General features: G+C 63.8%; 26 protein-coding genes and 3 tRNA genes. 11 read left to right on the plus strand and 18 right to left on the minus strand.

The features are described 5' to 3' along the window. The 6 genes from L0962_RS00005 to ilvD form a co-directional block, all read right to left on the minus strand. Window positions 1-619: GTP-binding protein (locus L0962_RS00005; RefSeq protein ID WP_234081621.1), on the minus strand; the 619-nt coding region annotated here is incomplete at its 3' end. A 53-nt stretch (window positions 620-672) separates the two neighbouring features. Further along, window positions 673-747, minus strand: a tRNA-Thr gene (locus tag L0962_RS00010). A 30-nt stretch (window positions 748-777) separates the two neighbouring features. Continuing rightward, a tRNA-Gly gene (locus L0962_RS00015) sits at window positions 778-851 on the minus strand. A 40-nt stretch (window positions 852-891) separates the two neighbouring features. Further along, window positions 892-976 (minus strand) — tRNA-Tyr (locus L0962_RS00020). A 103-nt stretch (window positions 977-1079) separates the two neighbouring features. Beyond that, window positions 1080-1388, minus strand: coding sequence for a c-type cytochrome (locus tag L0962_RS00025; RefSeq protein WP_234081625.1), 309 nt, complete (start codon window positions 1386-1388; stop codon window positions 1080-1082). A 161-nt stretch (window positions 1389-1549) separates the two neighbouring features. Next, window positions 1550-3406 carry a dihydroxy-acid dehydratase gene (ilvD, locus tag L0962_RS00030; protein ID WP_234081629.1) on the minus strand — a complete coding sequence of 619 codons (1857 nt, stop codon included), beginning with the start codon at window positions 3404-3406 and terminating at the stop codon, window positions 1550-1552. A 96-nt stretch (window positions 3407-3502) separates the two neighbouring features. Here ilvD and lgt point away from each other — a divergent pair, with 96 nt between their 5' ends. Genes lgt through L0962_RS00045 form a run of 3 tightly spaced genes read left to right on the plus strand, consistent with a single transcriptional unit; the run spans window position 3503 to window position 5592 of the window. Continuing rightward, a complete protein-coding gene (gene lgt, locus L0962_RS00035; RefSeq protein ID WP_234081647.1) occupies window positions 3503-4294 on the plus strand; it encodes a prolipoprotein diacylglyceryl transferase in 792 nt (263 codons plus the stop codon). A gap of 37 nt (window positions 4295-4331) precedes the next feature. Next, a complete protein-coding gene (locus L0962_RS00040) occupies window positions 4332-4808 on the plus strand; it encodes a VOC family protein (protein WP_234084971.1) in 477 nt (158 codons plus the stop codon). Between the two features lie 22 nt (window positions 4809-4830). Further along, window positions 4831-5592 carry a hypothetical protein gene (locus L0962_RS00045; protein WP_234081650.1) on the plus strand — a complete coding sequence of 254 codons (762 nt, stop codon included), beginning with the start codon at window positions 4831-4833 and terminating at the stop codon, window positions 5590-5592. A gap of 49 nt (window positions 5593-5641) precedes the next feature. Here L0962_RS00045 and htpX read toward each other — a convergent pair whose 3' ends face one another. After that, window positions 5642-6520, minus strand: coding sequence for a protease HtpX (htpX, locus tag L0962_RS00050; protein WP_234081653.1), 879 nt, complete (start codon window positions 6518-6520; stop codon window positions 5642-5644). 106 nt (window positions 6521-6626) lie between these two features. Between htpX and L0962_RS00055 the strand changes: the two genes are divergently transcribed. The 6 genes from L0962_RS00055 to lipA are packed head-to-tail and all read left to right on the plus strand — an operon-like array spanning window position 6627 to window position 11417. After that, on the plus strand, window positions 6627-7520 hold the full coding sequence (locus tag L0962_RS00055; protein WP_234081655.1) for a LysR family transcriptional regulator: 894 nt from the start codon (window positions 6627-6629) through the stop codon (window positions 7518-7520). Window positions 7521-7555: 35 nt separating this feature from the next. Then, window positions 7556-8698, plus strand: coding sequence for a D-alanyl-D-alanine carboxypeptidase family protein (locus L0962_RS00060; RefSeq protein ID WP_234081657.1), 1143 nt, complete (start codon window positions 7556-7558; stop codon window positions 8696-8698). A gap of 7 nt (window positions 8699-8705) precedes the next feature. Beyond that, on the plus strand, window positions 8706-9581 hold the full coding sequence (locus tag L0962_RS00065) for a D-amino acid aminotransferase (protein WP_234081660.1): 876 nt from the start codon (window positions 8706-8708) through the stop codon (window positions 9579-9581). Window position 9582: 1 nt separating this feature from the next. Continuing rightward, window positions 9583-9852, plus strand: coding sequence for a YbeD family protein (locus tag L0962_RS00070; protein ID WP_234081663.1), 270 nt, complete (start codon window positions 9583-9585; stop codon window positions 9850-9852). Window position 9853: 1 nt separating this feature from the next. Then, window positions 9854-10471 carry a lipoyl(octanoyl) transferase LipB gene (lipB, locus tag L0962_RS00075; RefSeq protein WP_234081665.1) on the plus strand — a complete coding sequence of 206 codons (618 nt, stop codon included), beginning with the start codon at window positions 9854-9856 and terminating at the stop codon, window positions 10469-10471. Next, on the plus strand, window positions 10464-11417 hold the full coding sequence (gene lipA, locus L0962_RS00080; protein ID WP_234081668.1) for a lipoyl synthase: 954 nt from the start codon (window positions 10464-10466) through the stop codon (window positions 11415-11417). The genes lipB and lipA overlap by 8 nt, the downstream gene beginning before the upstream one ends. A 60-nt stretch (window positions 11418-11477) precedes the next feature. Here the strand turns inward: lipA and L0962_RS00085 are convergent, their stop codons facing one another. The 6 genes from L0962_RS00085 to L0962_RS00110 form a co-directional block, all read right to left on the minus strand. Continuing rightward, a complete protein-coding gene (locus tag L0962_RS00085) occupies window positions 11478-12005 on the minus strand; it encodes a YMGG-like glycine zipper-containing protein (RefSeq protein WP_234081672.1) in 528 nt (175 codons plus the stop codon). A 10-nt stretch (window positions 12006-12015) separates the two neighbouring features. Further along, window positions 12016-12354: a hypothetical protein gene (locus tag L0962_RS00090; RefSeq protein WP_234081675.1), complete on the minus strand. Its 339-nt coding sequence runs from the start codon at window positions 12352-12354 to the stop codon at window positions 12016-12018. Between the two features lie 84 nt (window positions 12355-12438). Then, window positions 12439-13734 (minus strand): acetyl-CoA hydrolase/transferase family protein, encoded by a 1296-nt coding sequence (locus L0962_RS00095; protein WP_234081678.1) that lies wholly within the window; start codon window positions 13732-13734, stop codon window positions 12439-12441. 83 nt (window positions 13735-13817) lie between these two features. Beyond that, window positions 13818-14987: a class I SAM-dependent RNA methyltransferase gene (locus L0962_RS00100; protein ID WP_234081681.1), complete on the minus strand. Its 1170-nt coding sequence runs from the start codon at window positions 14985-14987 to the stop codon at window positions 13818-13820. 1 nt (window position 14988) lies between these two features. After that, a complete protein-coding gene (locus L0962_RS00105; protein WP_234081684.1) occupies window positions 14989-15405 on the minus strand; it encodes a CopD family protein in 417 nt (138 codons plus the stop codon). Further along, on the minus strand, window positions 15393-16304 hold the full coding sequence (locus tag L0962_RS00110; protein WP_234081688.1) for an NAD-dependent epimerase/dehydratase family protein: 912 nt from the start codon (window positions 16302-16304) through the stop codon (window positions 15393-15395). The genes L0962_RS00105 and L0962_RS00110 overlap by 13 nt, the downstream gene beginning before the upstream one ends. 32 nt (window positions 16305-16336) lie before the next feature. Between L0962_RS00110 and L0962_RS00115 the strand changes: the two genes are divergently transcribed. Next, on the plus strand, window positions 16337-17350 hold the full coding sequence (locus L0962_RS00115; RefSeq protein ID WP_234081691.1) for a CDP-6-deoxy-delta-3,4-glucoseen reductase: 1014 nt from the start codon (window positions 16337-16339) through the stop codon (window positions 17348-17350). Between the two features lies 1 nt (window position 17351). After that, a complete protein-coding gene (locus L0962_RS00120) occupies window positions 17352-17966 on the plus strand; it encodes a LysE family transporter (protein WP_234081695.1) in 615 nt (204 codons plus the stop codon). A 53-nt stretch (window positions 17967-18019) separates the two neighbouring features. Here the strand turns inward: L0962_RS00120 and L0962_RS00125 are convergent, their stop codons facing one another. The 5 genes from L0962_RS00125 to L0962_RS00145 form a co-directional block, all read right to left on the minus strand. After that, window positions 18020-18724, minus strand: a complete 705-nt coding sequence (locus L0962_RS00125; RefSeq protein ID WP_234081698.1) for an ABC transporter ATP-binding protein — start codon at window positions 18722-18724, stop codon at window positions 18020-18022. Then, window positions 18724-19485 (minus strand): ABC transporter ATP-binding protein, encoded by a 762-nt coding sequence (locus tag L0962_RS00130; protein ID WP_234081701.1) that lies wholly within the window; start codon window positions 19483-19485, stop codon window positions 18724-18726. The genes L0962_RS00125 and L0962_RS00130 overlap by 1 nt, the downstream gene beginning before the upstream one ends. Further along, window positions 19482-20540 (minus strand): ABC transporter ATP-binding protein, encoded by a 1059-nt coding sequence (locus tag L0962_RS00135; protein WP_234081705.1) that lies wholly within the window; start codon window positions 20538-20540, stop codon window positions 19482-19484. Before L0962_RS00135 ends, L0962_RS00130 begins: the two co-directional genes overlap by 4 nt. Beyond that, on the minus strand, window positions 20537-21460 hold the full coding sequence (locus tag L0962_RS00140) for a branched-chain amino acid ABC transporter permease (protein ID WP_234081719.1): 924 nt from the start codon (window positions 21458-21460) through the stop codon (window positions 20537-20539). The genes L0962_RS00135 and L0962_RS00140 overlap by 4 nt, the downstream gene beginning before the upstream one ends. Before the next feature lie 72 nt (window positions 21461-21532). After that, complete coding sequence (locus L0962_RS00145) at window positions 21533-22969, minus strand: branched-chain amino acid ABC transporter substrate-binding protein (protein WP_234081721.1); 1437 nt, start codon at window positions 22967-22969, stop codon at window positions 21533-21535. Window positions 22970-23008 lie beyond the last annotated feature (39 nt).

Here is a 23008-nt window from a genome sequence, read left to right on the forward strand (position 1 = left end):
GCTCCGGGGTCGGGATGTAGGAGTCCAGCGCGTCAGCCAGACGGAAGATCGCCGGCTCGCCGATTTCGGACTGATCGCCCTCCAGGGCCTTCAGTGCAGAACCGTGGATGATCGGGGTGTCGTCGCCCGGAAAGTCGTACTTGGACAGCAGCTCGCGCAGCTCCATTTCGACCAGTTCCAGCAGCTCGGCGTCGTCAACCATGTCGCACTTGTTCATGAACACCAGAACGTACGGCACGCCGACCTGACGCGCCAGCAGGATGTGCTCGCGGGTCTGCGGCATCGGGCCGTCAGCAGCGGAACAGACCAGGATCGCGCCGTCCATCTGGGCAGCACCGGTAATCATGTTCTTCACGTAGTCAGCGTGGCCCGGGCAATCAACGTGGGCGTAGTGACGGTTTGCAGTTTCGTATTCAACGTGAGCGGTATTGATGGTGATACCACGGGCCTTTTCTTCCGGCGCCGCATCGATTTCATCATACTTCTTCGCCGCACCACCGAACTTCGCCGACAACACCGTCGTGATCGCCGCCGTCAGCGTCGTCTTGCCGTGGTCAACGTGACCAATCGTACCCACGTTCACGTGCGGCTTCGTACGCTCGAATTTTTCCTTAGCCATTCCAGTTCCTCAAATAATCAAATAAGCAAAAAATCCAGAAGCAAGCTAATCGGTGGTGCCCATGGGCAGGATCGAACTGCCGACCTCTCCCTTACCAAGGGAGTGCTCTACCACTGAGCCACATGGGCCTACCTTAAAACTCCAGCCGTACCGCATCGTGGAGCGGGTGAAGGGAATCGAACCCTCGTCTTAAGCTTGGAAGGCTTCAGCTCTACCATTGAGCTACACCCGCTTAACCCCTGCCCGCAGCACTAGCCGCTACAGCATCAATCTGGTGGAGGGGGAAGGATTCGAACCTTCGAAGGCAGAGCCGACAGATTTACAGTCTGTTCCCGTTGACCGCTTGGGTACCCCTCCGGGAGAAACCGGGATTATCCTGACCCCACGACCACCTGTCAACACAGAAACAACAAAAAAGCCGACCTTTCGATCGGCTTTTCGGGCAACACAGAGAAACCTGTTACTTGAGCGAGAGAACCCAGGTGACCAGCTTCTTGGCTTCTTCGTCGGTAACGTTGTTCGGCGGCATCGGGATGGCACCCCAAACACCCTTGCCACCGGACTTGACCTTGGCTGCCAGCGTAGCCACGGCCCCCTTGTCACCCTTGTACTTGGCGGCAACTTCCTTGTAGGCCGGGCCGACCAGCTTCTTGTCGATAGCATGGCAGGACATGCAGTTCTTGGCCTTGGCCAGCGCTTCATCAGCGTGAGCCTGGCCGGCCATAACAACACCGGCGGCAGCCATCATGGCAACGTAAACAGCTTTCATAATCTCGCTCCGTTATTGGGTTGGTCGAAAATCAGCGTCGGATGATAAAGCCCTTTACCGGCACAGGCAAACCATTTGGACAGATCATCCGTACGGCATTCACCAAAAACACCCAGGGCACGATGTCCTTAACGGCCCAAAGGGCTTTCGGTTGACCTGACTCAGTCGCGACGACGAATTTGCGAAACGTCGCGCACCGCCCCCTTGTCGGCCGAAGTTGCCATCAGCGCATAGGCCTGCAGCGCGGCGGAAACCTGACGCTGCCGGTCCACCGGCTTCCAGGCAGCCTCGCCCTTGGCATTCATGTTGGCCCGACGAACCGCCAACTCCTCATCGGTTACCTTCAATTGAATCCGGCGATTCGGAATATCGATTTCGATCACGTCCCCCTCTTCGACCAGGCCGATCGCCCCGCCATCGGCCGCTTCTGGCGACGCATGACCGATCGACAAGCCCGAGGTACCGCCCGAGAAACGACCGTCGGTCAGCAGCGCGCACGCCTTGCCTAACCCCATCGACTTCAGATAGGAGGTGGGATACAGCATCTCCTGCATCCCCGGCCCCCCCTTCGGGCCTTCGTAACGGATCACCACCACGTCGCCGGCCACGATTTTCCCGCCAAGGATCGCGTCGACCGCAGCATCCTGACTTTCGAACACGCGCGCCCGCCCGGTAAAGGTCCAGATCGACTCATCCACCCCGGCCGTCTTGACGATGCAACCATCCACCGCGATATTGCCGCGCAACACTGCCAGACCACCATCCTGCGAGTAGGCGTTGGCCCGGTTGCGGATACAGCCCTTGGTCCGGTCGAGATCCAGTTCGTGGAAACGGCGCTCCTGGGAGAAGGCAACCTGCGTCGGCACACCACCCGGCGCCGCCTTGTAGAATTCGTGCACCTTGACATCGTGCTCCCGGACCACGTCCCAACGATCGATCGCCTCGCCCAAAGTGCGCGCATGCACGGTTGGAACATCACGACGCAGCAGACCGGCCCGATCGAGCTCGCCAAGAATCCCCATGATCCCGCCGGCACGATGGACGTCTTCGATGTGATACTTGTCGGTCATCGGCGCCACCTTGCACAGACAGGGTACGGCACGCGAGATGCGGTCGATGTCGGCCATCGTGAAATCGACACCGGCCTCCTGAGCCGCCGCCAGGATGTGTAGGACGGTATTGGTCGAACCGCCCATCGCGACATCGAGGGTCATCGCGTTTTCGAACGCCGCCTTGGTGGCGATCGAGCGCGGCAGGATCGAGGCGTCGTCCTGCTCGTAATAACGCTTGCACAACTCGACAGCCAGGCGACCGGCGCGCAGGAACAATTGCTTGCGATCGGCGTGGGTGGCAACGACGGTGCCGTTGCCGGGCAGGCTGAGACCGAGCGCCTCGGTCAGGCAATTCATCGAGTTGGCGGTAAACATGCCCGAACACGAGCCGCAGGTCGGACAGGCGGAACGCTCGATTTCGTCGAGGTCGGCCTGTGACACACTGGCATCGGCCGCCTTGACCATGGCATCGACCAGGTCGAGATGCACGACCTGGCCTTCGAGCTTCACCTTGCCGGCCTCCATCGGGCCACCGGAAACGAAGACGACCGGGATGTTCAGACGCATCGCGGCCATCAGCATCCCCGGGGTGATCTTGTCGCAATTGGAAATACAGACCATCGCGTCGGCGCAATGCGCATTGACCATGTACTCAACCGAATCGGCGATCAGGTCGCGCGACGGCAGCGAATAAAGCATGCCGTTGTGCCCCATGGCAATGCCGTCATCGATGGCGATGGTGTTGAACTCCTTGGCAACACCGCCGGCCGCCTCAATCTCGCGCGCGACCATCTGGCCGAGGTCTTTCAGGTGCACGTGACCGGGCACGAACTGCGTGAACGAATTGACCACCGCGATGATCGGCTTGCCGAAGTCGCCATCTTTCATGCCGGTCGCGCGCCACAGGGAACGCGCGCCGGCCATATTGCGGCCATGGGTGGAAGTGCGGGAACGGTACTGGGGCATCTGACTCTCCGTGTCGTGGACCGCGTCAACCGCTGTCACAGGCAGGCAACGGCGCGCGAACTATAATCGACCAATTCTAGCCCAATCCCCAAGACGATGCTTCTCCACCCGCAGTTCGACCCGGTTGCCTTTTCGCTCGGCCCACTCGCCGTCCGCTGGTACGGCCTGATGTACCTTGTCGCCTTCCTCCAGTTCGTCCTGCTCGGCCGGTTACGCATCCGTCAGCGGAGCGGCCCGATGAGCAACGAGCAACTCGACGATCTGTTGTTCTACGGCGTGCTCGGCGTGATCATCGGCGGCCGGCTTGGGCAGGTGCTGTTCTACGAACCCGGGTATTACTTTGCCCATCCACTGGAAATCGTTGCCGTCTGGAAAGGCGGCATGAGTTTCCATGGCGGCTTTCTCGGCGTCCTGGTCGCCATGACGTTGTGGGCAAAAAAAGCTGGCCTGCGCTGGTTGACCGTGACCGACTTCATTGCCCCGCTGGTGCCGTTAGGCCTGGCCGCCGGACGTATCGGCAACTTCATCAACGGTGAACTATGGGGCCGCATCGCCGATCCGTCGCTCCCCTGGGCAATGATCTTTCCGCAATCCGGCACCAACGATCCGCGCCATCCGTCGCAGCTCTACCACGTCGGCCTTGAGGGACTGGCCCTTTTTGCCATCCTTTGGCTGTGGACCGCAAGACCACGACCGACGGGGGCCGCATCCGGCGCATTTCTGATCGGCTACGGCTGCTTCCGCTTCATCACCGAATTCTTCCGCGAACCCGACCACGGCATCTTCGGCCAGTCCTACGCGGTCAGCATGGGCCAGTGGCTATCACTGCCGATGGTCCTCGCCGGCATCGCGCTTTTACTGCTGGCCTACCGGAGAAAATCCCTATAATTATGGATTACCCATTTCATAAACCGACAGGAAATCCATCATGACGCGTCCATTCAAGGTTCTCGGCATCCAGCAGATCGCCATCGGCGGCCCTTCCAAGGAAAAACTCAAAACCCTGTGGGTCGACAAGCTGGGACTTGAAGTCACCGGCACCTTCGTGTCCGAACGCGAAAACGTCGACGAAGATATCTGCGCGATGGGCCAGGGTCCGTTCAAGGTCGAGGTCGACCTGATGCAGCCGCTCGACCCGGAAAAGAAGCCGGCCGTGCACGCGACCCCGTTGAACCACGTCGGACTCTGGATCGATGACCTGCCGAAAGCCGTCGAATGGCTGACCGCCAACGGCGTCCGTTTCGCCCCCGGCGGCATCCGCAAGGGTGCGGCCGGCTTCGACATCTGCTTCCTGCACCCGAAGGGCAACGAGGAATTCCCGATTGGCGGCGAAGGCGTGCTCATCGAACTGGTACAAGCCCCCGCCGAAGTCGTCGACGCTTTCGCTAAACTGGCGGGATAAACCAATCACGAGGAGGTGCGCGATGGCAGATTTTCCCGACAAGGATATCGAGGAAACCCGAGCTGCCCTCGCGCCGACACTGGACGCCATGGCGTCCATCCTGCCCTGGGTGGGCAAATCCCAGCCGGTACGCTTCTCTCCCGAGCTCAACAAACGCTGGCAAGCCGCTTGCACGACGCTCGCCGAGCGCTGGTCGGCACGCGCTAGCGACGGTCCGACCGCGATTCGCCCGGCGATCTTCGGGCTGTTTCCGATCGCCATCGAAAGCGGCGAAGCCGACTGTCTGCTGTTGTGCGAAACCCTGGCCACGGTTGCCGATCATCTCGAGCATAACCCGCCGGGTTCCCGCCTGGTCGCCGCACTGAGTGCGACCTGCGAGGCGCTCCTCGACGAGGGCGGACTGGAGAATCCCAAGCTGCTGATACGCGCCCGCCATTTCGCGCAACGGCTGAACGAGGCGCTCCAACCCTCGAGCAAACCCGGCGAACGCTCGGACGTTCTCGACCGGCTGTTCGTGCAGGATGCCGAGGAGCGCCTTGCCCACATGCGCGAAGCGCTGGACGTGTTGCCGCTGGACGTCGTCGCCCTGGAACAGGAAAGTGTCGAACTGATGCAGCAGGCCGAACAGATCGACATGTGGGGCATCTATCATCTGGCACGTCAGCTGCACAATTTCGCGCTACAACTCAGCGACGTCAGCGAAAGCGTCCAGGATCAGGCCGCGCTCGACATTGCCCGGCAACTGGATCTGATCGAACAGGCACTGGCTGCGGTCGACCGCTGAAACCATGAAAAAAGGGGCCTTTCGGCCCCCTTGCCCTATTACCGACGGATCAGCGCCCGGCCAGCGCGGCAATCCGCTCTTCCAGCGGCGGGTGAGTCGAAAACAGGGCCATCAAGCCGCCCTTGCCGCCCGCGATGCCCGAAGCCGCCATATTCTGCGGTAGCGGTTCGGTATGCAGATTGCCCAAACGACGCAACGCGTTCTGCATCGGCACCGCCGAGCCCATCAGTTGCGCAGCACCGGCATCGGCACGGAATTCGCGCTGCCGCGAGAACCAGGCGACGACCATGCTGGCCAGGATGCCGAATACCACTTCGCAGATCAGACTGGTCACCATGTAACCGATCCCCGGGCCGCTGCTCTCGGAATCATTGCGGCGCAGGAAGGAATCGACCAGATAGCCGACCACGCGGGAGATGAAGATGACGAAGGTGTTGACCACGCCCTGGATCAGCGTCAGCGTCACCATGTCGCCGTTGGCGATATGCGCCACTTCATGCGCCAGCACGGCCTCTGCCTCTTCGCGGGTCATGCTTTGCAGCAGACCGGTCGATACCGCAACCAGCGAGGCGTTTTTGGTAGCCCCAGTGGCAAAGGCATTCGGCTCGCCATCGTAGATCGCCACTTCCGGCATCGGCAGATTGGCTCGGCCGGCCAGCCTGGCCACGGTATCGACCAGCCACAATTCGGTGGAGGTCGCCGGATGCTCGATGACGCGGGCACCGGTACTCCACTTGGCCATCGTCTTCGACATCAGCAGGGAGATAAAGGCGCCCCCGAAACCAATGACTGCCGCAAACGCCAGCAGCATGCCGAGATTGAGGCCGTTGGCGGTAAGGAAGCGATTGACCCCGAGCAGGCTGGTCACCACGCTCAATACCAGCATGACCGCCAGGTTGGTCACGAGGAAAAGCACGATGCGTTTCATGTTGGACTCCGGATGCAAAATGAGACAAGGCTGAATATTACCGCATGGACCAACAGAAAAAACCGGAGCACAATTGAAAGACCATTCGATTTTCTCGCATTGAAACATGCTCAACTATAAGCATCTTCACTATTTCTGGGTCGTTGCCAAGGAAGGCAGCATCACGCGTGCCGCAGAAAGGCTGGGCGTCGCCGTACAGACGATCAGCGGTCAACTGTCGCTGCTGGAAAAGCAGCTGGGCCGTGCGTTATTCAACGCCCAGGGCCGCGGCCTGGTGCTCAGCGAGGCCGGCCGGACCGCGCTCGGTTACGCCGACCAGATATTCCAGCTCGGCGAGTCGCTGGTCGAGGCGCTGGAACATGGCGATTCCGACAGCACGCTGCGCCTGCGCGCAGGAATTACCGACGGCATTCCGAAACTGCTCGCCTACCGACTGCTCAACCGGGTCACCGAACTGCCCGGCGACATCCGCCTGGTCTGCGACGAGGATGAATACGACGACCTGCTCGCCGACCTGGCGCTGCACCGTCTCGATGTCGTCCTGACCGACCGTGCCGCGCCGCTCGGCGGCAATCTGAAGGTCTTCAGCACCCGCCTTGGGGATTTTGCCACCGGGCTCTACGCCTGCCCGGCACTGGCCGAACGTTACCGCCCCGGTTTTCCGGGCAGCCTGACCGACGCACCGTTGCTACTGCCGACCCGGCATCATGCCCTGCGCGGGCGCATCGACCGCTGGCTGGAAGAACAGCGGCTGCATCCCAAGATCGTCGGCGAATTCGAGGACAGCGCACTGCTCACCACTTTTGGCCGTGGCGGCCTGGGCATTTTTCCGGCACCGCTGATCCTGGCCGAACAAATAGCCGCCCAGTACGATGCCGAACTACTCGGTCCGATGGACGGCGTCAGCGAACAGATTCACGCCATTTCCAACGAACGGCGGATCCGCCATCCGGCGGTCGAACTGCTGTGCCGGGAGGCCGGCCGGACCCAGGGAGTATAATTTCGGGCCCCAACGCTTTACCGAGTCCCGATACGATGTCCTTCCGTCCCTTTGTTCTGGCGCTTGTCGCGCTGCTGTCCGCCGTTTCCGTCCCTGCCGTCGGCCAGACCCAGCCGGTCCCCCCGGCCCTGGCCGCCAAATCCTGGCTACTGCTGGAAATGAGTTCCGGCCAGACGTTGACCGCAGAAAAACCCGACGAGCGCCTTGAACCGGCCTCGCTGACCAAGCTGATGACCGCCTACCTGACGTTCTCGGCATTGCACAAGAAGACGCTGAACCTCGACCAGCCGCTGCCGGTTTCCGAAAAGGCCTGGCGCACCGGCGGCTCGAAGATGTTCGTCAAGGTGGACACCCAGGTCCCGGTCGAAGAGCTGATCAAGGGCATGATCGTCCAGTCCGGCAACGACGCCTGTGTCGTGCTCGCCGAAGCGATCGCCGGCAGCGAGGAAAACTTCGCCCAACTGATGAACCGCGAAGCCCAGCGACTGGGCATGAGCGCCTCCAGTTTCCGCAACTCGACCGGCCTGCCCGATCCCGAGCACTACACCACCGCCCGCGACCTGGCGAAACTCGCCGCCGCGCTGATCCATGACTTCCCCGAGGAATACCGGAAGTATTACTCGATGAAGGAATACACCTACAACGGGATCACCCAGCCCAACCGCAACCGCCTGCTGTTCATCGACCCGACGGTCGACGGCGTCAAGACCGGCCATACCGAAGCCGCCGGCTACTGCCTCATCTCGTCGGCCAAACGCGAGCAGCGCCGGCTGCTGTCGGTGGTGCTCGGCACGGCTTCCGATAGCGCACGCGCCAGCGAATCGCACAAACTGCTGAACTGGGGCTTCCTCAGCTTCGACTCGGTGATGATCCAGCCGGCCAGTCAGGCACTGGCCGACGTTCGCGTCTGGAAGGGCAGTCAATCGACCGCCAAGGCCGGCTTTGCCGACGACCTGGCGATCGCGCTGCCGAAAGGCTATGCCGACAAGGTCAGCAAGGAATTTGTCGCCGAACCGCGGCTGATCGCACCGATCGAGGCCGGCCAGAAACTGGGTACGCTGAAGCTGGCAGTCGACGGCAAGCCGTTCGCCGAATACCCAGTCATCGCCCTTGAAAAAGTCGAACTCGGCAACATATTCGTCCGCATCCTCGACACCATTCGCCTGTGGTTCGCCTGATCCTGCCATGACGCCCTACGTCGCCGACCCGGTCTATCTCAACGGCAGTTTCCTGCCGCTGGCGGAGGCCGGCGTGTCGCCGCTCGATCGCGGCTTCCTGTTCGGCGACGGCGTCTACGAAGTGATCCCGGTCTATTCGCGGCGTCCGTTCCGCATTGACGAACACCTCGGGCGCCTGCAGGCCACGCTCGACGGAGTCGCCTTGCCCAATCCGCTTGCGGTCGACGACTGGAAACGGGTGATTTCCCGGTTGATCGCAGCAGCGCCATGGGACGATCAGTCGATCTACCTGCAGATCACGCGCGGCGCGGACGACAAGCGCGATCAGCCCTTCCCGCTGGCCAGCATCCCACCCACGGTTTTTGGCTTCGCCGGCCCGCTGATCACGCCATCGGCCGAACAGCGGGCACGGGGCGTCGCCGCGATCAGCGTCGCCGACCAGCGCTGGGCGCGCTGCGACCTCAAGGTGATCTCGTTGCTGGCCAACGTCCTGGCCCGCCAACAAGCGGTCGAGCAGGGTTGCGCCGAGGCATTGCTGATCCGCGACGGCTATCTGAAGGAAGGCGCAGCATCCAACATCTTCGTCGTTCGCGGCGGACTGCTGCTCGCGCCGCCGAAGACGCGACTGATGCTGCCGGGCATCACCTACGACCTGGTCATCGAGCTCGCCCATACCTACGGTCAACCGCTCGAAATCCGCGAAATTGCCGAAACGGAACTTCGCGCCGCCGACGAGGTCTGGATGACCTCGTCGACCAAGGAAGTGCTGGCGATCACCACGCTCGACGGCGAACCCGTCGGCGATGGCCGCCCCGGCCCGATCGGCGAACGGATGTGGCAGTGGTATCAGGATTTCAAGAACACGGTAATGCGCAAAGGCTGAGATGGCTTCGTACAAGGACACCCTCCTCGAATTTCCCTGCGACTTTCCCCTGAAGATCATGGGCAAGGCGCACGACGAACTCGCCCAGGCGGTACTCACCATCGTCACCCGGCACGCCCCCGATTTCGACGGCGCGACGATGGAAATGCGCGCCAGTTCCGGCGGCAACTACCTGAGCCTGACCTGCACCGTGGTCGCCACCTCGAAACCGCAGCTCGACGCGCTGTACATGGAGCTGACGTCGCACCCGCTGGTCAAGGTCGTGCTCTGAGGTGAGCATCGTCGTCAAACGCCTGGGCCGCGTCGACTACGTGCCGACCTTCCAGGCCATGCAGGATTTCACCGCGACGCGGACGGCCGAGACGCCGGACGAGTTGTGGATCGTCGAACATCCGCCGGTGTACACGCTCGGCCAGGCCGGCAAGCCGGAACACATCCTGCGCGACGTCGGCATCCCGCTGGTGCAGATCGACCGCGGCGGCCAGGTCACCTACCACGGCCCCGGCCAGGTGGTGATCTACCTGCTGCTTGACCTGTCACGGCTGAAGATCAAGGTCCGCGAACTGGTCAGCGCGATCGAGCAGGCGGTCATCGACCTGCTCACCGCTCACGGCGTCGCCGCCGAACGCCGCGACGGCGCCCCCGGCGTCTATGTCGGCCCGGCCAAAGTGGCAGCGCTCGGCCTGCGCATCCGCAACGGCTGCTCCTACCACGGCGTCTCGCTGAATGTGGACATGGACCTGTCGCCGTTCGAAACGATCAACCCCTGCGGCTATCCCGGCCTGCAGGTCATCCAGACCAAAGACCTGGGCATTCCGCTCACCGCTCACGAGGCCGGCGAGCAACTCTCGCAGCAACTGCTGCAGCAACTGGACAAACACCATGGCTGAAACCAAGCAAAAAGGCGTCAAGCAAAAGGGCGAACTGAAGACTGCGCGCATCCCGATCAAAATCGTCCCGGTCGCCGAGCCGCTCAGGAAGCCCGATTGGATCCGCGTCAAGGCCGGCAATAGCGCCGGCCGCTTCGGCGAGATCAAGTCCATGCTGCGCGAGAAGAAGCTGCACACCGTCTGCGAGGAAGCCACCTGCCCCAACATCGGCGAATGCTTCGGCCGCGGCACCGCCACCTTCATGATCCTCGGCGACATCTGCACGCGCCGCTGCCCGTTCTGCGACGTTGGCCACGGCCAGCCCTTGCCGCCCAACCCGGACGAGCCGCGCGAACTGGCCGAATCGGTCGCCGCGCTGAAGCTGCGTTATGTCGTGATTACCAGCGTCGACCGTGACGACCTGCGCGATGGCGGCGCCCAGCACTTCGTCGACGTGATCAGCAACGTCCGCCAGCTGTCGCCGACGACCACCGTCGAAACCCTGGTCCCCGACTTCCGCGGCCGCATGGACGTCGCCCTCGAGGTCCTCGGCGGCGCCCTGCCCGACGTGTTGAACCACAACATGGAAACCGTGCCGCGCCTCTACAAGCAGGCCCGTCCCGGTGCCGACTACAAGCACTCCCTGGAATTCCTCAAGCAGTTCAAGGCGCGCTATCCAAACGTCTCGACCAAGTCCGGCCTGATGGTCGGTCTCGGCGAAACCGACGAGGAAATCCTCGAAGTCATGCGCGACCTGCGCGCCCACGACGTCGAGATGCTGACCATCGGCCAGTACCTGGCGCCGTCCGGCCACCACCTGCCGGTGACGCGCTACGTTCACCCGGACGTGTTCAAGATGTACGAAGAAGAAGCGAAAAAGATGGGATTCTCCGGCGCGGCCTGTGCGCCGATGGTGCGTTCGTCCTACTGGGCCGACCAGCAGGCGCACTCGGCCGGCGTTTCCTGATTGCTGCGGTCAACCGCGCTGCGCACGAAAAAATCCCCGGCCTGACCGGGGATTTTCACATCAACGAACACCCGGCGGCGGGGCCGGCGGTTTGCCGCTGGGCGGCGCCGGAATTTTCGCCTCGTCGGCGGACACCGGACGCGAATAGGTCATGTTGCCGGCCACCGGCACGCGATGACCCTTGGCATACATGCACTGGATATAGGCATTGTCATACTGGCGCTGCGTGCCGATGCCTGAACTGCGCGAGGCATCCGCACCGGCCGCCGTGCCGGCCAGCAGACCGACACCGGCCCCCACCCCCGCACCCCGACTATCGCCACCGATCGCCGCCCCGGCCAGTGCGCCAACGGCAGTACCAACCGCAGCACTGGTCAGCGCCGACTCCTGACGCGCCTGCGTCGCCGACTTGCCGCCGATCATCCGCATGGCATCGTCTCGGCACCACACATCGTCGGCACGAAAACTCTCGATGCTGCGGCCGGTACCCGGCAACACCATCACCGATGGCCCGGTAGGAATCGTCGTACAGGCACCCAGCAACAACAGCAGCGGCACGACGGCGAGTTTACGGGAAATGACGGGCATGGCAGTCCTCTCACTGGGCGCGCGGCAGCACGCGCTGCCAGCCGCCCGGGCATTCCTTGACATTGGGGTAATAGGCCGAAGCCTCGGTACAGTAATACCAGTAATCGCCGGCCGCCGGTTCGGCTGGCGCCACCGACTGCTCGATGTAAACGGGTGGCGGCGGCGGTGGCGTGACGATCACCGGGGTCGGCGGATAGTAGTACCACGGCGGCGGATACCACCAGGGGCTATACACGACGGGCGCACCGATCACGACACCAACACCGACTCTGGCCCGGGGCGGATGTGCCCAGGCGCTGCCGGCCAGGCAGACGGCAATCACGGCGATGAGGAAACGGCTGATCTTCATTTTCAGGTTCACAGGCTTGTTGACCGAAAGATAGACCAGCCGTCGACGCGTCGGCAGCGGAAAATTGCTACAGTTTGTAACGCCTTACAGCAGGTGCATCTGCCGTGCCGCGTCACGCAGGCCGCTACGGAAATCCGGATGGGCGATGGCGATCAACGCAGCGCAACGCTGCTTGGCCGTCTTGCCGCGCAACTGGGCAACGCCGTATTCGGTGACCACATAGTTGATATCGTTCTTGCTGGTCGTCACGTGGGTCCCCGGCGACAGCGTCGGCACGATCCGCGAAATGGTGTCGTCCTTGGCGGTCGACGGCAGCACGATAAAGGATTTGCCACCGTTCGAGCGATTCGCCGCACGCACGAAATCGGCCTGGCCGCCGGTACCGGAGTAGGGTTTGAAGCCGAGGCTCTCGGAGCCGCACTGACCGAGGAAATCGATCTGCATCGTTGCATTGATCGCGTGCAGGTTGTCATTGCGGCCGGCGATGTAGGGGTCGTTGGTGTAATCGACCGGATGCATCTCGAGCGCCAGGTTGCGGTTCATGAAGCGATACAGCTTGTTCGAGCCGAGCGCGAAGGTCGCCAGCATCTTGCCCGGGTGCAGGTTCTTGCGACGGTTGGTGATGACCCCGGCCTCGATCAGCGTCAGGATGCCGTCGCCGATCATTTCGGTATGGATGCCGAGATCGCGCTTGTCGGTCAGTTGCATGACCACCGCGTCAGGAATGCCGCCATAACCGATCTGCAGCGTCGCGCCGTCCGGGATCATCTCGGCAACGTACTTGCCGATCGCTTCCTGGACCGGGCCGATCTTCGGCAAGCCGACTTCCATGATCGCATCGTCGCTCTCGCACAAGGCGGTGACCTGCGACACATGCACATGACAGGCGCCGAAGGCGAACGGCACGTTGGGATTGACCTCGAGGACCACCGCCCGCGCCCGCTCGATCGCCGCCATCGTGTAGTCGGCGGCCAGTGCCAGCGAGAAATAGCCGTGCTCGTCCATCGGCGAAGCCAATGCGAAGACGACATCGGACGGGGTCTGCGCGCGCCGGATCAGCGACGGCAGTTCAGAGAAGTAGGCCGGCACGAAATCGATCCAGCCTTCGCTGCCGCCCTGGCGTGTCGCACCGCTGAAAAAGTAGGCGGTATGCCGGACATGTTCGGCGGTTTCCGGATCGAAATACCCGTACTTGCGCACCGGCAGAATCTGCGACACCTGAACGTCGCGAAAATCGCGGCGGGCATCGGACAAGGCACTCAGCAGGGCCGGCGGCTCACCGACGGCGGTCGGCACGACGATGGTGTCGCCATCGCGAACGACACGCACGGCATCGGCGGCGGACAGGCGTTTCTGCTGGTACTGGGCGGCAAACGACATGGGGTCTCCTCTGTTATTTATGTTCGTCGGGCGACGAATACTGACACGTACGTTAACAGCCTTTGCTGACCGGGATCAAGAAATCATGCTTGTTGCATTGCAGCATTCGCCCCCTTGCGATTGCTGCCGGCCACCATACGTATCCCGAACAGTCGGCATTCGAGCGGCCCGTTGAACAACGGCGTCTTGCGCGCCGGCTTGAGCCCGACCAGTTTGGGCAGCCGCAGATCGGCGGTGAAGAAATGACAGTTCCAACCGGCCCAGCGCTGCTTCAGCGCGCTGCCGAGCTGCGGGTAGAAGGCGGCCAGTTCGTCCTGTTCGCCGATGCGCTCGCCGTAGGGCGGATTGGTCAGCAGCACGCCGGGGTCGCCGGCCGGCGGTTCGATTTCCAGCAGATCGCCGCGGTCGACCCGAACACAGTCGCCAAAACCGGCTTCCTGCAGGTTGCGGCGGGTGGCGCGGACGGCCTTGTCGTCGATGTCCCAGCCATGGATCGCCAGCGGCCCAGCCGGCTTGACACGGGCCTCGGCGGCTGCGCGGATCGATGCCCACAGCGGCGCGTCAAAGCGTTTCAGCAGTTCGAAGGCGAAGGCGCGATCCAGACCCGGCGCGCGATCCAGCGCCACCTGCACGGCTTCGAGCAGGAAGGTGCCGCTGCCGCACATCGGATCGACCAGCGGCTCGCCCGGCTGCCAGCCGGACAGCTTGAGGATGCCGGCCGCCAGGTTCTCCTTCAGCGGCGCGTCCACCGTGGCCTTGCGGAAACCGCGCTGCCACAGCGGTTGACCCGAAGTATCGAGATACAGCGTGCATTGGTTCTCGGTCAGGAAAACGTGGACGCTGACGTCCGGATGGCGCGTATCGATGTCCGGCCGCTCGCCGAGGTCTTCGCGGAAGCGGTCGCAGACGGCGTCCTTGACGCGCAGCGTGACGTAGTCGAGCGACTTGAGCGGGCACTTGATCGCCGTCGTCACCACGCGCATCGTCCGCGACACGGCGAAATGGTTGGGCCACAGCTGACGCACGGCCAACCGATAGATGTCGTCTTCCTTGGCGTAGGGCCCGGTGACGATGTGCCAGAGGATGCGCGTCGCCAGCCGGGATTCCAGGTTGGCGCGGTAGCACACCGCCCAGTCGCCGGAAAAATGCACGCCGCCATGGGTCGACCGCAACTCTTCGGCGCCGACCGAGCGCAACTCCTCGATCAGTAGTTCTTCCAGCCCACGCGGGCAGATCGCGAAATATTTGTTCATTTCAGAAGGGTTTCAGCACGACGAGGAAAAGCACGACCAGCAGCGCCACAACGGGAATTTCGTTGAACACGCGGAACCAGACGTGCGACTTGGTATTGCGCCCGTTTTCGAAGTCGCGCAGCAGTCGACCGCAATAACCGTGATAGGCGAACAGGCCGAGCACCAGCACGATCTTGGCATGCAGCCAGCCGCCCGAAAAACCGTAGCCTAGCCACAACCACAGGCCGAAAGCCACTGCCAGCACGCCGAGCGGCGACATGAACTTGTACAGCTTGCGCGCCATCAGCAACAGACGATCGCGTTCGGCCAGGCTGTCCGGTGCGACCATCGCCAGGTTGACGTAGATGCGCGGCAGGTAAAACAGGCCGGCGAACCAGGAAATGACCATCCACAGATGCAGGGTTTTCACGACGAGCATGCGTTTCTCCTGATGGCATCCGCCAGCCCGGCATCGACAGTCGGATAGGCAAGACGCAACTTTAGTTCTTGTTTGAGACGGCGATTGCCGATCCGCCGGGATTCTCGCATGAACGACAACTGTACCGGCGACAGCACACCGGCCAGTTCGCCCCGCGCCAGACGCGGCGGTCGCGGCAGGCCGAAGGCGTCGGCCACCTTGTCGAAGTAATCGGCCATCTTCAGTTCGCCGTCGTCGACCACGTTGTACACGCGATTGGCGGCCCCGCGCCGCAGCGCGGCGAGACAGGCGGCCGCCAGATCGTCGGCGTGGATGTGGTTGCTGAACACATCGTCGCGGTCGACCAGCGCCGGCAGGCCTTTTTGCAGCCGCTCGACCGGCAGGCGCCCGGCGGCGTAAATGCCCGGCGCACGCAGGATGGAGACGGTCACGCCAGTGCGCCGCCCCCAGTCGCACAGCACGCGTTCGGCATCGACCCGGCGCGCGGCGCGCGGATTACTCGCCGCCAGCCGCCGCGTTTCGTCGATCGCGGCCCCGGCACAATCGCCGTAAACCCCTGTCGTGCTTACGTAAACCAGGTGGCGTGGTAGACTTCCGCCCGATCTTTTGCTCGCACTCAATGCGGCCAGCAGGTGGCGTGTCCGGGTGTCGCGCAGGCCATCGGCGGGCGGTGGCGCCAGGTGCAGGACAAGGTCGGCCAGGCCGGCCAGGCGATGCAGGCTGCGGGGATCGTCGAGATCGGCGATCAGCGGCCGGGCACCGGCGTCGCGCCAGGCGGCGGCCTTCTCCGGATTACGCAGCACGGCGTAAACCCGGGCGCGCGGCGCGACGGAGGAAGCGAGCAGACGCAGGATGCGGCGGGCAACGTCCCCGCTGCCGACAATCAGGATGTTTTGCACGCCGGCATTGTAGCCGACGATCAAGGGGAACCATGAGCTACCAAGTCACTGTCCAGCCGAGCGGCCGCCAGTTCGCGGCCGAGCCCGATGAAAGCCTGCTCGACGCCGCTTTGCGCCAGGGCCTGACCTTGCCGCACGGCTGCCGCGACGGCGCCTGCGGCGCCTGCAAAGGGCAGTTGCTGGCCGGCAGTGTCGACATGGGCCGCATCGAATTCCAGGGCTTGAAGCCGGAAGAAAAGGCCGCCGGACTGATTCTCTACTGTTGCGCCAAGGCGACTTCCGATCTGATCGTCGAGTGCAAGCAGCTCGGCGTCGCCGGCGATTTCCCGGTCAAGACGCTGCCTGGCCGGATCGAAAAGTTCGAGCGGCTGGCGCCGGACGTGATCGAAATCCACCTGCGCCTGCCGGCCAGCGAGAAACTCGAATTCCGGGCCGGCCAGTACATCGACATCCTGCTCAAGGACGGCAAGCGGCGCAGCTTCTCGCTGGCCAATGCGCCGCGCGCCGACGGCATGCTCGAACTGCACATCCGCCACGTGCCGGGCGGCCTGTTCACCGAGCAGGTATTCACCACCATGAAGGCCCGCGACATCCTGCGTTTCGAAGGCCCGCACGGCGGCTTCTACCTGCGCGACGACAGCCGCAAACCGGTGATCCTGCTCGCCGGCGGCACCGGCTTTGCGCCGATCAAGGGCATCGTCGAGCAGGCCATCGGCGAAGGCAACACGCGCGAATTCCACATCTACTGGGGCGCCCGCGCCCGGGCAGACCTGTATCAGGACGCCCTGCCCGCCGGCTGGGCCGCTGCGCATGCCAATCTGCACTACACGCCGGTACTCGCCGAACCGGCAGCCGCCGATGCGTGGGCCGGCCGCACCGGTTTCGTCCATCAGGCCGTGCTGGCCGATCACGCCGACCTCGCCGGCTTCCAGGTCTATGCCTGCGGTTCGCCCGGCATGATCGACGCGGCCAAGCGCGATTTCATCGCGCAAGGGCTGCCGGAAGAGGAATTCTTCGCCGACGCCTTCACCTTCTCGGCCAGCTGACATGTTCGGTGTCGCCGATTACGGCGCCTTCGTGCTCGCCGTGCTGATTTTCCTGGCGATTCCCGGCCCCGGCAACCTGGCGCTGCTGACCTCGACGGCCAAAGGCGGCGTGCGCGGCGGGCTGGCCGCCGCCTGCGGCGTCATCCTTGGCGATCAGGTACTGATGTGGCTGGCGGTGGCCGGCGTCGCCGCCATGCTGCGCGCCAATCCGGCGCTGTTTTCGGCGATGCAGTGGCTGGGCGCCGGGTATCTGGCCTGGCTGGGCCTGCGCCTGCTGTTCGCCCGACCGGGCAGCGCACCGGCGGTCAACATCCGTCCCGGCCATTATTTGCGCCAGGCGATGCTGATCACGCTGCTCAACCCGAAGGCGATCATGTTCTACATGGCCTTCTTCCCGCTTTTCGTCGATCCGGCGCAGCACCGCGGCCTGGCGACTTTCGCCTTCATGGCCGGGACGATCGCCTTGCTGACGCTGCTCTACTGCGTCACCGCCATTGCGCTGGCCCGCCGGCTGGCCGACCGCCTGCGCGCCAGCCCGGGGATTTCACGCGCGCTGGAAAAACTGGCCGGGCTGGTACTGGTCGGCTTCGGCATCCGGCTGTTCAGCGGACGCTGAAACGGCGCGGTGGATTTTTCGCCGCCACCTCCGTCGACCGCAGCAATGCGGCCTTATTCGCCGAGATAGGCGGCACGCACCTTCGGGTCGTGCAACAGCGCGGTCGACGCGCCGTTCAACGTGATTTCGCCGCTTTCCATGACGTAGGCGCGCTGGCTGGATTCGAGCGCCAGCCGGGCATTCTGCTCGATCAGCAGGACGGTCATGCCGGCGGCCGCGACCGCGCGGATCACCTCGAAAATCTTGTGCACCATGATCGGCGCCAGCCCCATCGACGGCTCGTCGAGCAGCAGCATTTTCGGCCGGCTCATCAGCGCGCGGCCGATCGCCAGCATCTGCTGTTCGCCGCCGGACAGCGTGCCGGCCAGTTGGTCCTCGCGCTCGCGCAGACGCGGAAAATAGCCGTAGATGGTTTCCAGGTCCTTTTCGATGTCGACCGCATCATTGCGGATGAAGGCGCCGATCCGCAGGTTTTCGGCCACCGTCAGGCGCGGAAAGACGCCGCGCCCCTCCGGCACCAGCGCGATGCCCTTGCGGACGATGTCGTGCGGCGCGGCATGGACGATCTTTTCGCCGCGGAAATGCACGTCGCCGCCGGCGGCATCGACCAGCCGGGCAATCGCCTTCAGCGTGGTCGTCTTGCCGGCACCGTTGGCACCGATCAGCGCAACGGTTTCGCCCTCGTTGACGTGAAAGGTGATGCTGCGCACCGCCTGGATGCCGCCGTAGGCGACGTGGAGTCCGGTCACTTCGAGCATCAGCCCCCCAGATACGCTTCGATCACGCGTTGGTCTTTTTGCACGACGGCCGGTACATCCTCGATCACCAGCGCGCCGTAGTCGAGCACCGCAACGCGGTCGCACAGGCCCATCACCAGTTTGACGTCGTGTTCGATCAGCAGCACCGTCGTGCCGTCGCCGCGGATGCCTTCGATCAGTTCGCGCAGCTCGCCGGTTTCGGTGGCGTTCATGCCGGCCGCCGGTTCGTCGAGGCACAGCAGCTGCGGCTCGGTGGCCAGCGCGCGGGCGATCTCCAGCCGGCGCTGATCGCCGTAGGACAGGTTCCTGGCCAGATCGTCGGCACGCTCGGCGATATCGACGTAATGCAGCAGTTCCATCGCCCGGCTGCGGATCGCCGCTTCCTCGGCTCGCGTCGCCGCGGTACGCAGCATGGCGCCGAAAACGCCGGCGCGGGTCCGCACATGGCGGCCGACCATGACGTTCTCCAGCGCCGTCATGTTGCCGAACAGGCGGATGTTCTGGAAGGTCCGGGCGATGCCGCGCGCGGCCGCCTGCTGCGGCGCATCGGCGAGCAGCGGCGCGCCGGCGAAGTCGAAGCCGCCGCCGTCCGGCACGTAGAGCCCGGTCATGCAGTTGAAGAAAGTGGTCTTGCCGGCGCCGTTCGGGCCGATCAAGCCGTAGATCTCGCCGCGCCGGATGCTCAGCGACACTTCGCGCAGCGCCTTGACGCCGCCGAAGTGCTTGGCCACGGCCCGTGCCTCGAGCAGCACTTCGCTCATCGCGTCGCCTCCGCCGGGCGCCGGCTTTCCGGCGCCGGCCATAGCCCGTTCGGCTTGAAGCGCATGACCAGCACTAGGGCCAGGCCGAAGATCAGCATGCGCAGGCTTTCCGGATCAACCAGCGTCTTGCCGAACAGCGCCATCTGCACCGGCGTCACGCTGTAACGCAGCACTTCGGGCAACACCGACAGCAGGATCGCGCCGAGGATGACGCCGGGGATGTGCCCCATGCCGCCGAGCACGACCATCGCCAGCACCATGATCGATTCGATCAGCGAAAAGGACTCCGGCGACACGAAGCCCTGCATCGCCGCGAAGACGCCGCCGGCGATGCCGCCGAACGAGGCGCCCATGGCGAAGGCGAGCAGCTTGATGTTGCGCGTGTTGATGCCGACCGCCTTGGCCGCCACCTCGTCCTCGCGAATCGCCTGCCAGGCGCGGCCGATGCGCGAATGCTGCAGGCGCAGGTTGATGACGACGACCAGGATGGCGAGCGCCACCAGCAGGAAGTAATACTTGTGCGCGCCGGTCAGCGTCAGCCCGAGGAACGGCGTGCTGCCGGCAAACTTCAGCCCGGCGATGCTCACCGGATCGATCAGCGTGATGCCTTGCGGCCCGTTGGTGATGTTGATCGGCGCGTTGAGGTTGTTCATGAAGATGCGCACGATTTCGCCAAAGCCGAGCGTGACGATGGCCAGATAGTCGCCGCGCAGCTTCAGCGTCGGCGAACCGAGCAGCACGCCGAACAGGCAGGCGACCAGTGCGCCGATCGGCAGGATCGCCCAGACCGGCCAGTGCAGCCCGAAGTGAGGACTCGCCAGCAGCGCCCAGGTATAGGCGCCGACCGCATAGAAGGCGATGTAGCCCAGATCGAGCAGGCCGGCAAAACCGACGACGATGTTCAGACCGAGCGCCAGGAAGATGTAGAGAATCGCGAAATTGACGATGCGGATCCACGCCTGCCCACCCATGCCGGCGACGAAGGGCAGCGCAATCAGCGCCACGGCGATCAGCGCGAGGCCTGCGGTCGACCGCGGGGAAAGCCAGTTTTTCATGCGCGGTCTCCGGCTTTCTCGCCGAACAGGCCGGAAGGTTTAAACATCAATACGCCGATCAGCACGACGAAGGCGAAGATGTCCTGGTAATGGCTGCCGAGGAAACCGCCGGTCAGATCGCCGATGTAACCGGCGCCGAGCGCTTCGATGATGCCGAGCAGCACGCCGCCGAGCATCGCCCCGGCAAGGTTGCCGATGCCGCCGAGCACGGCAGCGGTGAAGGCCTTCAGGCCGAGCATGAAGCCCATCTGGTAATGGGCGATCTCGTAGTAACTGCCGACCATCACGCCGGCCAGCGCGCCCAGCGCCGAACCGATCACGAAGGCCGCGGCGATCACCCGGTTGGCGTTGATTCCCATCAAGCTGGCGACGGCAGGATTCTGCGCGGTCGCCCGCATGGCCATGCCGAGTTTGGTGCGGTAGATCAGCAACAGCAGGCCGCCCATCGTTGCCGCCGAAATCGCCACGATGGCCACCTGCACCAGCGTGAAATGCGTGCCGGCCAGTTCGAAACTGACTTTCGGCAGCAGCGGCGGGAAGGTCAGGTAGTTGCGTCCCCAGAGGATCATCGCCAGGTTCTGCAGCACGATCGACATGCCGATCGCGGTGATCAGCGGCGTCAGCCGCGGCGCGCCACGCAAGGGCCGATACGCCACGCGCTCAAGGCTCCAGCCCAGCCCCATGCAGACCAGCACGGCAACCACCAGGCCGCACAGCCCAGCCAGGCCGGCCGGCATGCCGGCGCCGATCAGCAGGCCGACAACGGTGATGCTGACCAGTGTGCCGATCATCACCACTTCGCCGTGCGCAAAATTGATCAGCCCCATGATCCCGTAGACCATCGTGTAGCCGAGTGCGACCAACGCGTAGATGCTGCCCTGGACGAGTCCGTTGATGATCTGCTGCAGGAAAATATCCATGTTTTTTCCGTCGACCGCAGCACACGAAAACGGCACCTTGCGGTGCCGTTCCGGGGCGGCGATCCAAGCGCCTTACTTCTTCTCGACTGCTGCCTTCGCCTTGTCGGCGGTTTCCTTGACGGCCTCGGCGCCTGCCTTGACCGCTTCGGAACCGGCCTTGACCGCTTCGGAACCGGCCTTGACCGCCTCGCCGGCGGCCGCCTTGGCGGCATCCTTGACCTCGTGACCGGCCGCGACGGCCGCACCGGCCACCGACTTGGCCGCTTCCTTGACTTCGCCGGCCGCCGCCTTCACTTCGTCGGCCACGGCGAGCTTGGCCGTTTCAAGCGGCGCACCGCCCAGCGTCTCGACATAGGACAGCGTGCCGCCCTGGTACTGGTAGATCGAAATCGCGCCGCCCTTGAGATCGCCGAACTCGTCGAACTGGATTCTGGCGGTCACGCCGTCCAGATCGGTCTTGCCGATTTCGGGCAGATACTTGGCCGGCTCGACCGAACCGGCGCGCTTCATCGCATCGGCGATGACCATCACCGCGTCGTAAACGTAAGGCGCATAAAGCTGGATTTCGGCGTTGAACTTGCCGTTGTACTTCTGCTTGAATGCCGGCCCCTTGGCCAGCTTTTCCAGCGGCATGCCCGGCAGCGAGCAATACTGGCCTTCGCTGGCGGCGCCGCCGAGCTTGGTGAATTCCGGCGTGCACACGCCATCGCCACCGAGGAACTTCGCCTTGATGCCGAGTTCGCCCATCTGCTTGACCATCGGTCCGCCCTGGGCGTCCATGCCGCCGTAGAAAACGAGGTCCGGCTTCTTCGACTTGATCTTGGTCAGGATGGCCTTGAAATCGGTCGCCTTGTCGTTGGTGTACTCGTTGGCGACAACCTTGATGCCATTCGCCTCGGCGGCCTTGCGGAACTCGTCGGCCAGCCCCTGGCCGTAGGCCGTACGGTCATCGACGATGGCCACTGCCTTGACCCCTTCCTTGGCGGCGAATTCGCCGAGAATCTTGCCCTGCTGGACGTCGTTGGCCATCACGCGGAAAGCCGTGTTGAACCCCTGCTGGGTGTATTTCGGATTGGTCGCCGACCCCGAAACCTGAGGGATGCCGGCGTCAAAATACAGCTTGGAAGCCGGGATCGTGGTGCCCGAATTGAGGTGGCCGACAACGCCGTTCACCTTCGCATCGACCAGCTTCTGGGCAACGATGGTGCCCTGCTTCGGATCGGCCTGATCGTCTTCGGCCAGCAGTTCGAACTTGACCTTGGCGCCGTCGATTTCGAGCCCCTGGGCATTGAGTTCCTCGATCGCCAGCACGGCGCCGTTCTCGTTGTCCTTGCCGAGATGGGCCTGCGGGCCGGTCATCGGTGCGACATGACCAAGCTTGACGACGACTTCCGGCTTGGCAGCCGGTGCGGCAGGGGCCGCGACAGGCGGGGCTTCCTTCTCGCCGCAGGCGGCAAGCGTGAAGGCGGCGGCGACGGACAGGGCGACAACGGACAGCTTGGCGTGCATCGGGTTTCTCCTGTGAAGGTTCGGGGTGCAGGGCAAGCC

The sequence above is a fragment of the Azonexus sp. R2A61 genome (genome assembly GCF_021401135.1).
Taxonomy (GTDB): Bacteria; Pseudomonadota; Gammaproteobacteria; order Burkholderiales; family Rhodocyclaceae; genus Azonexus.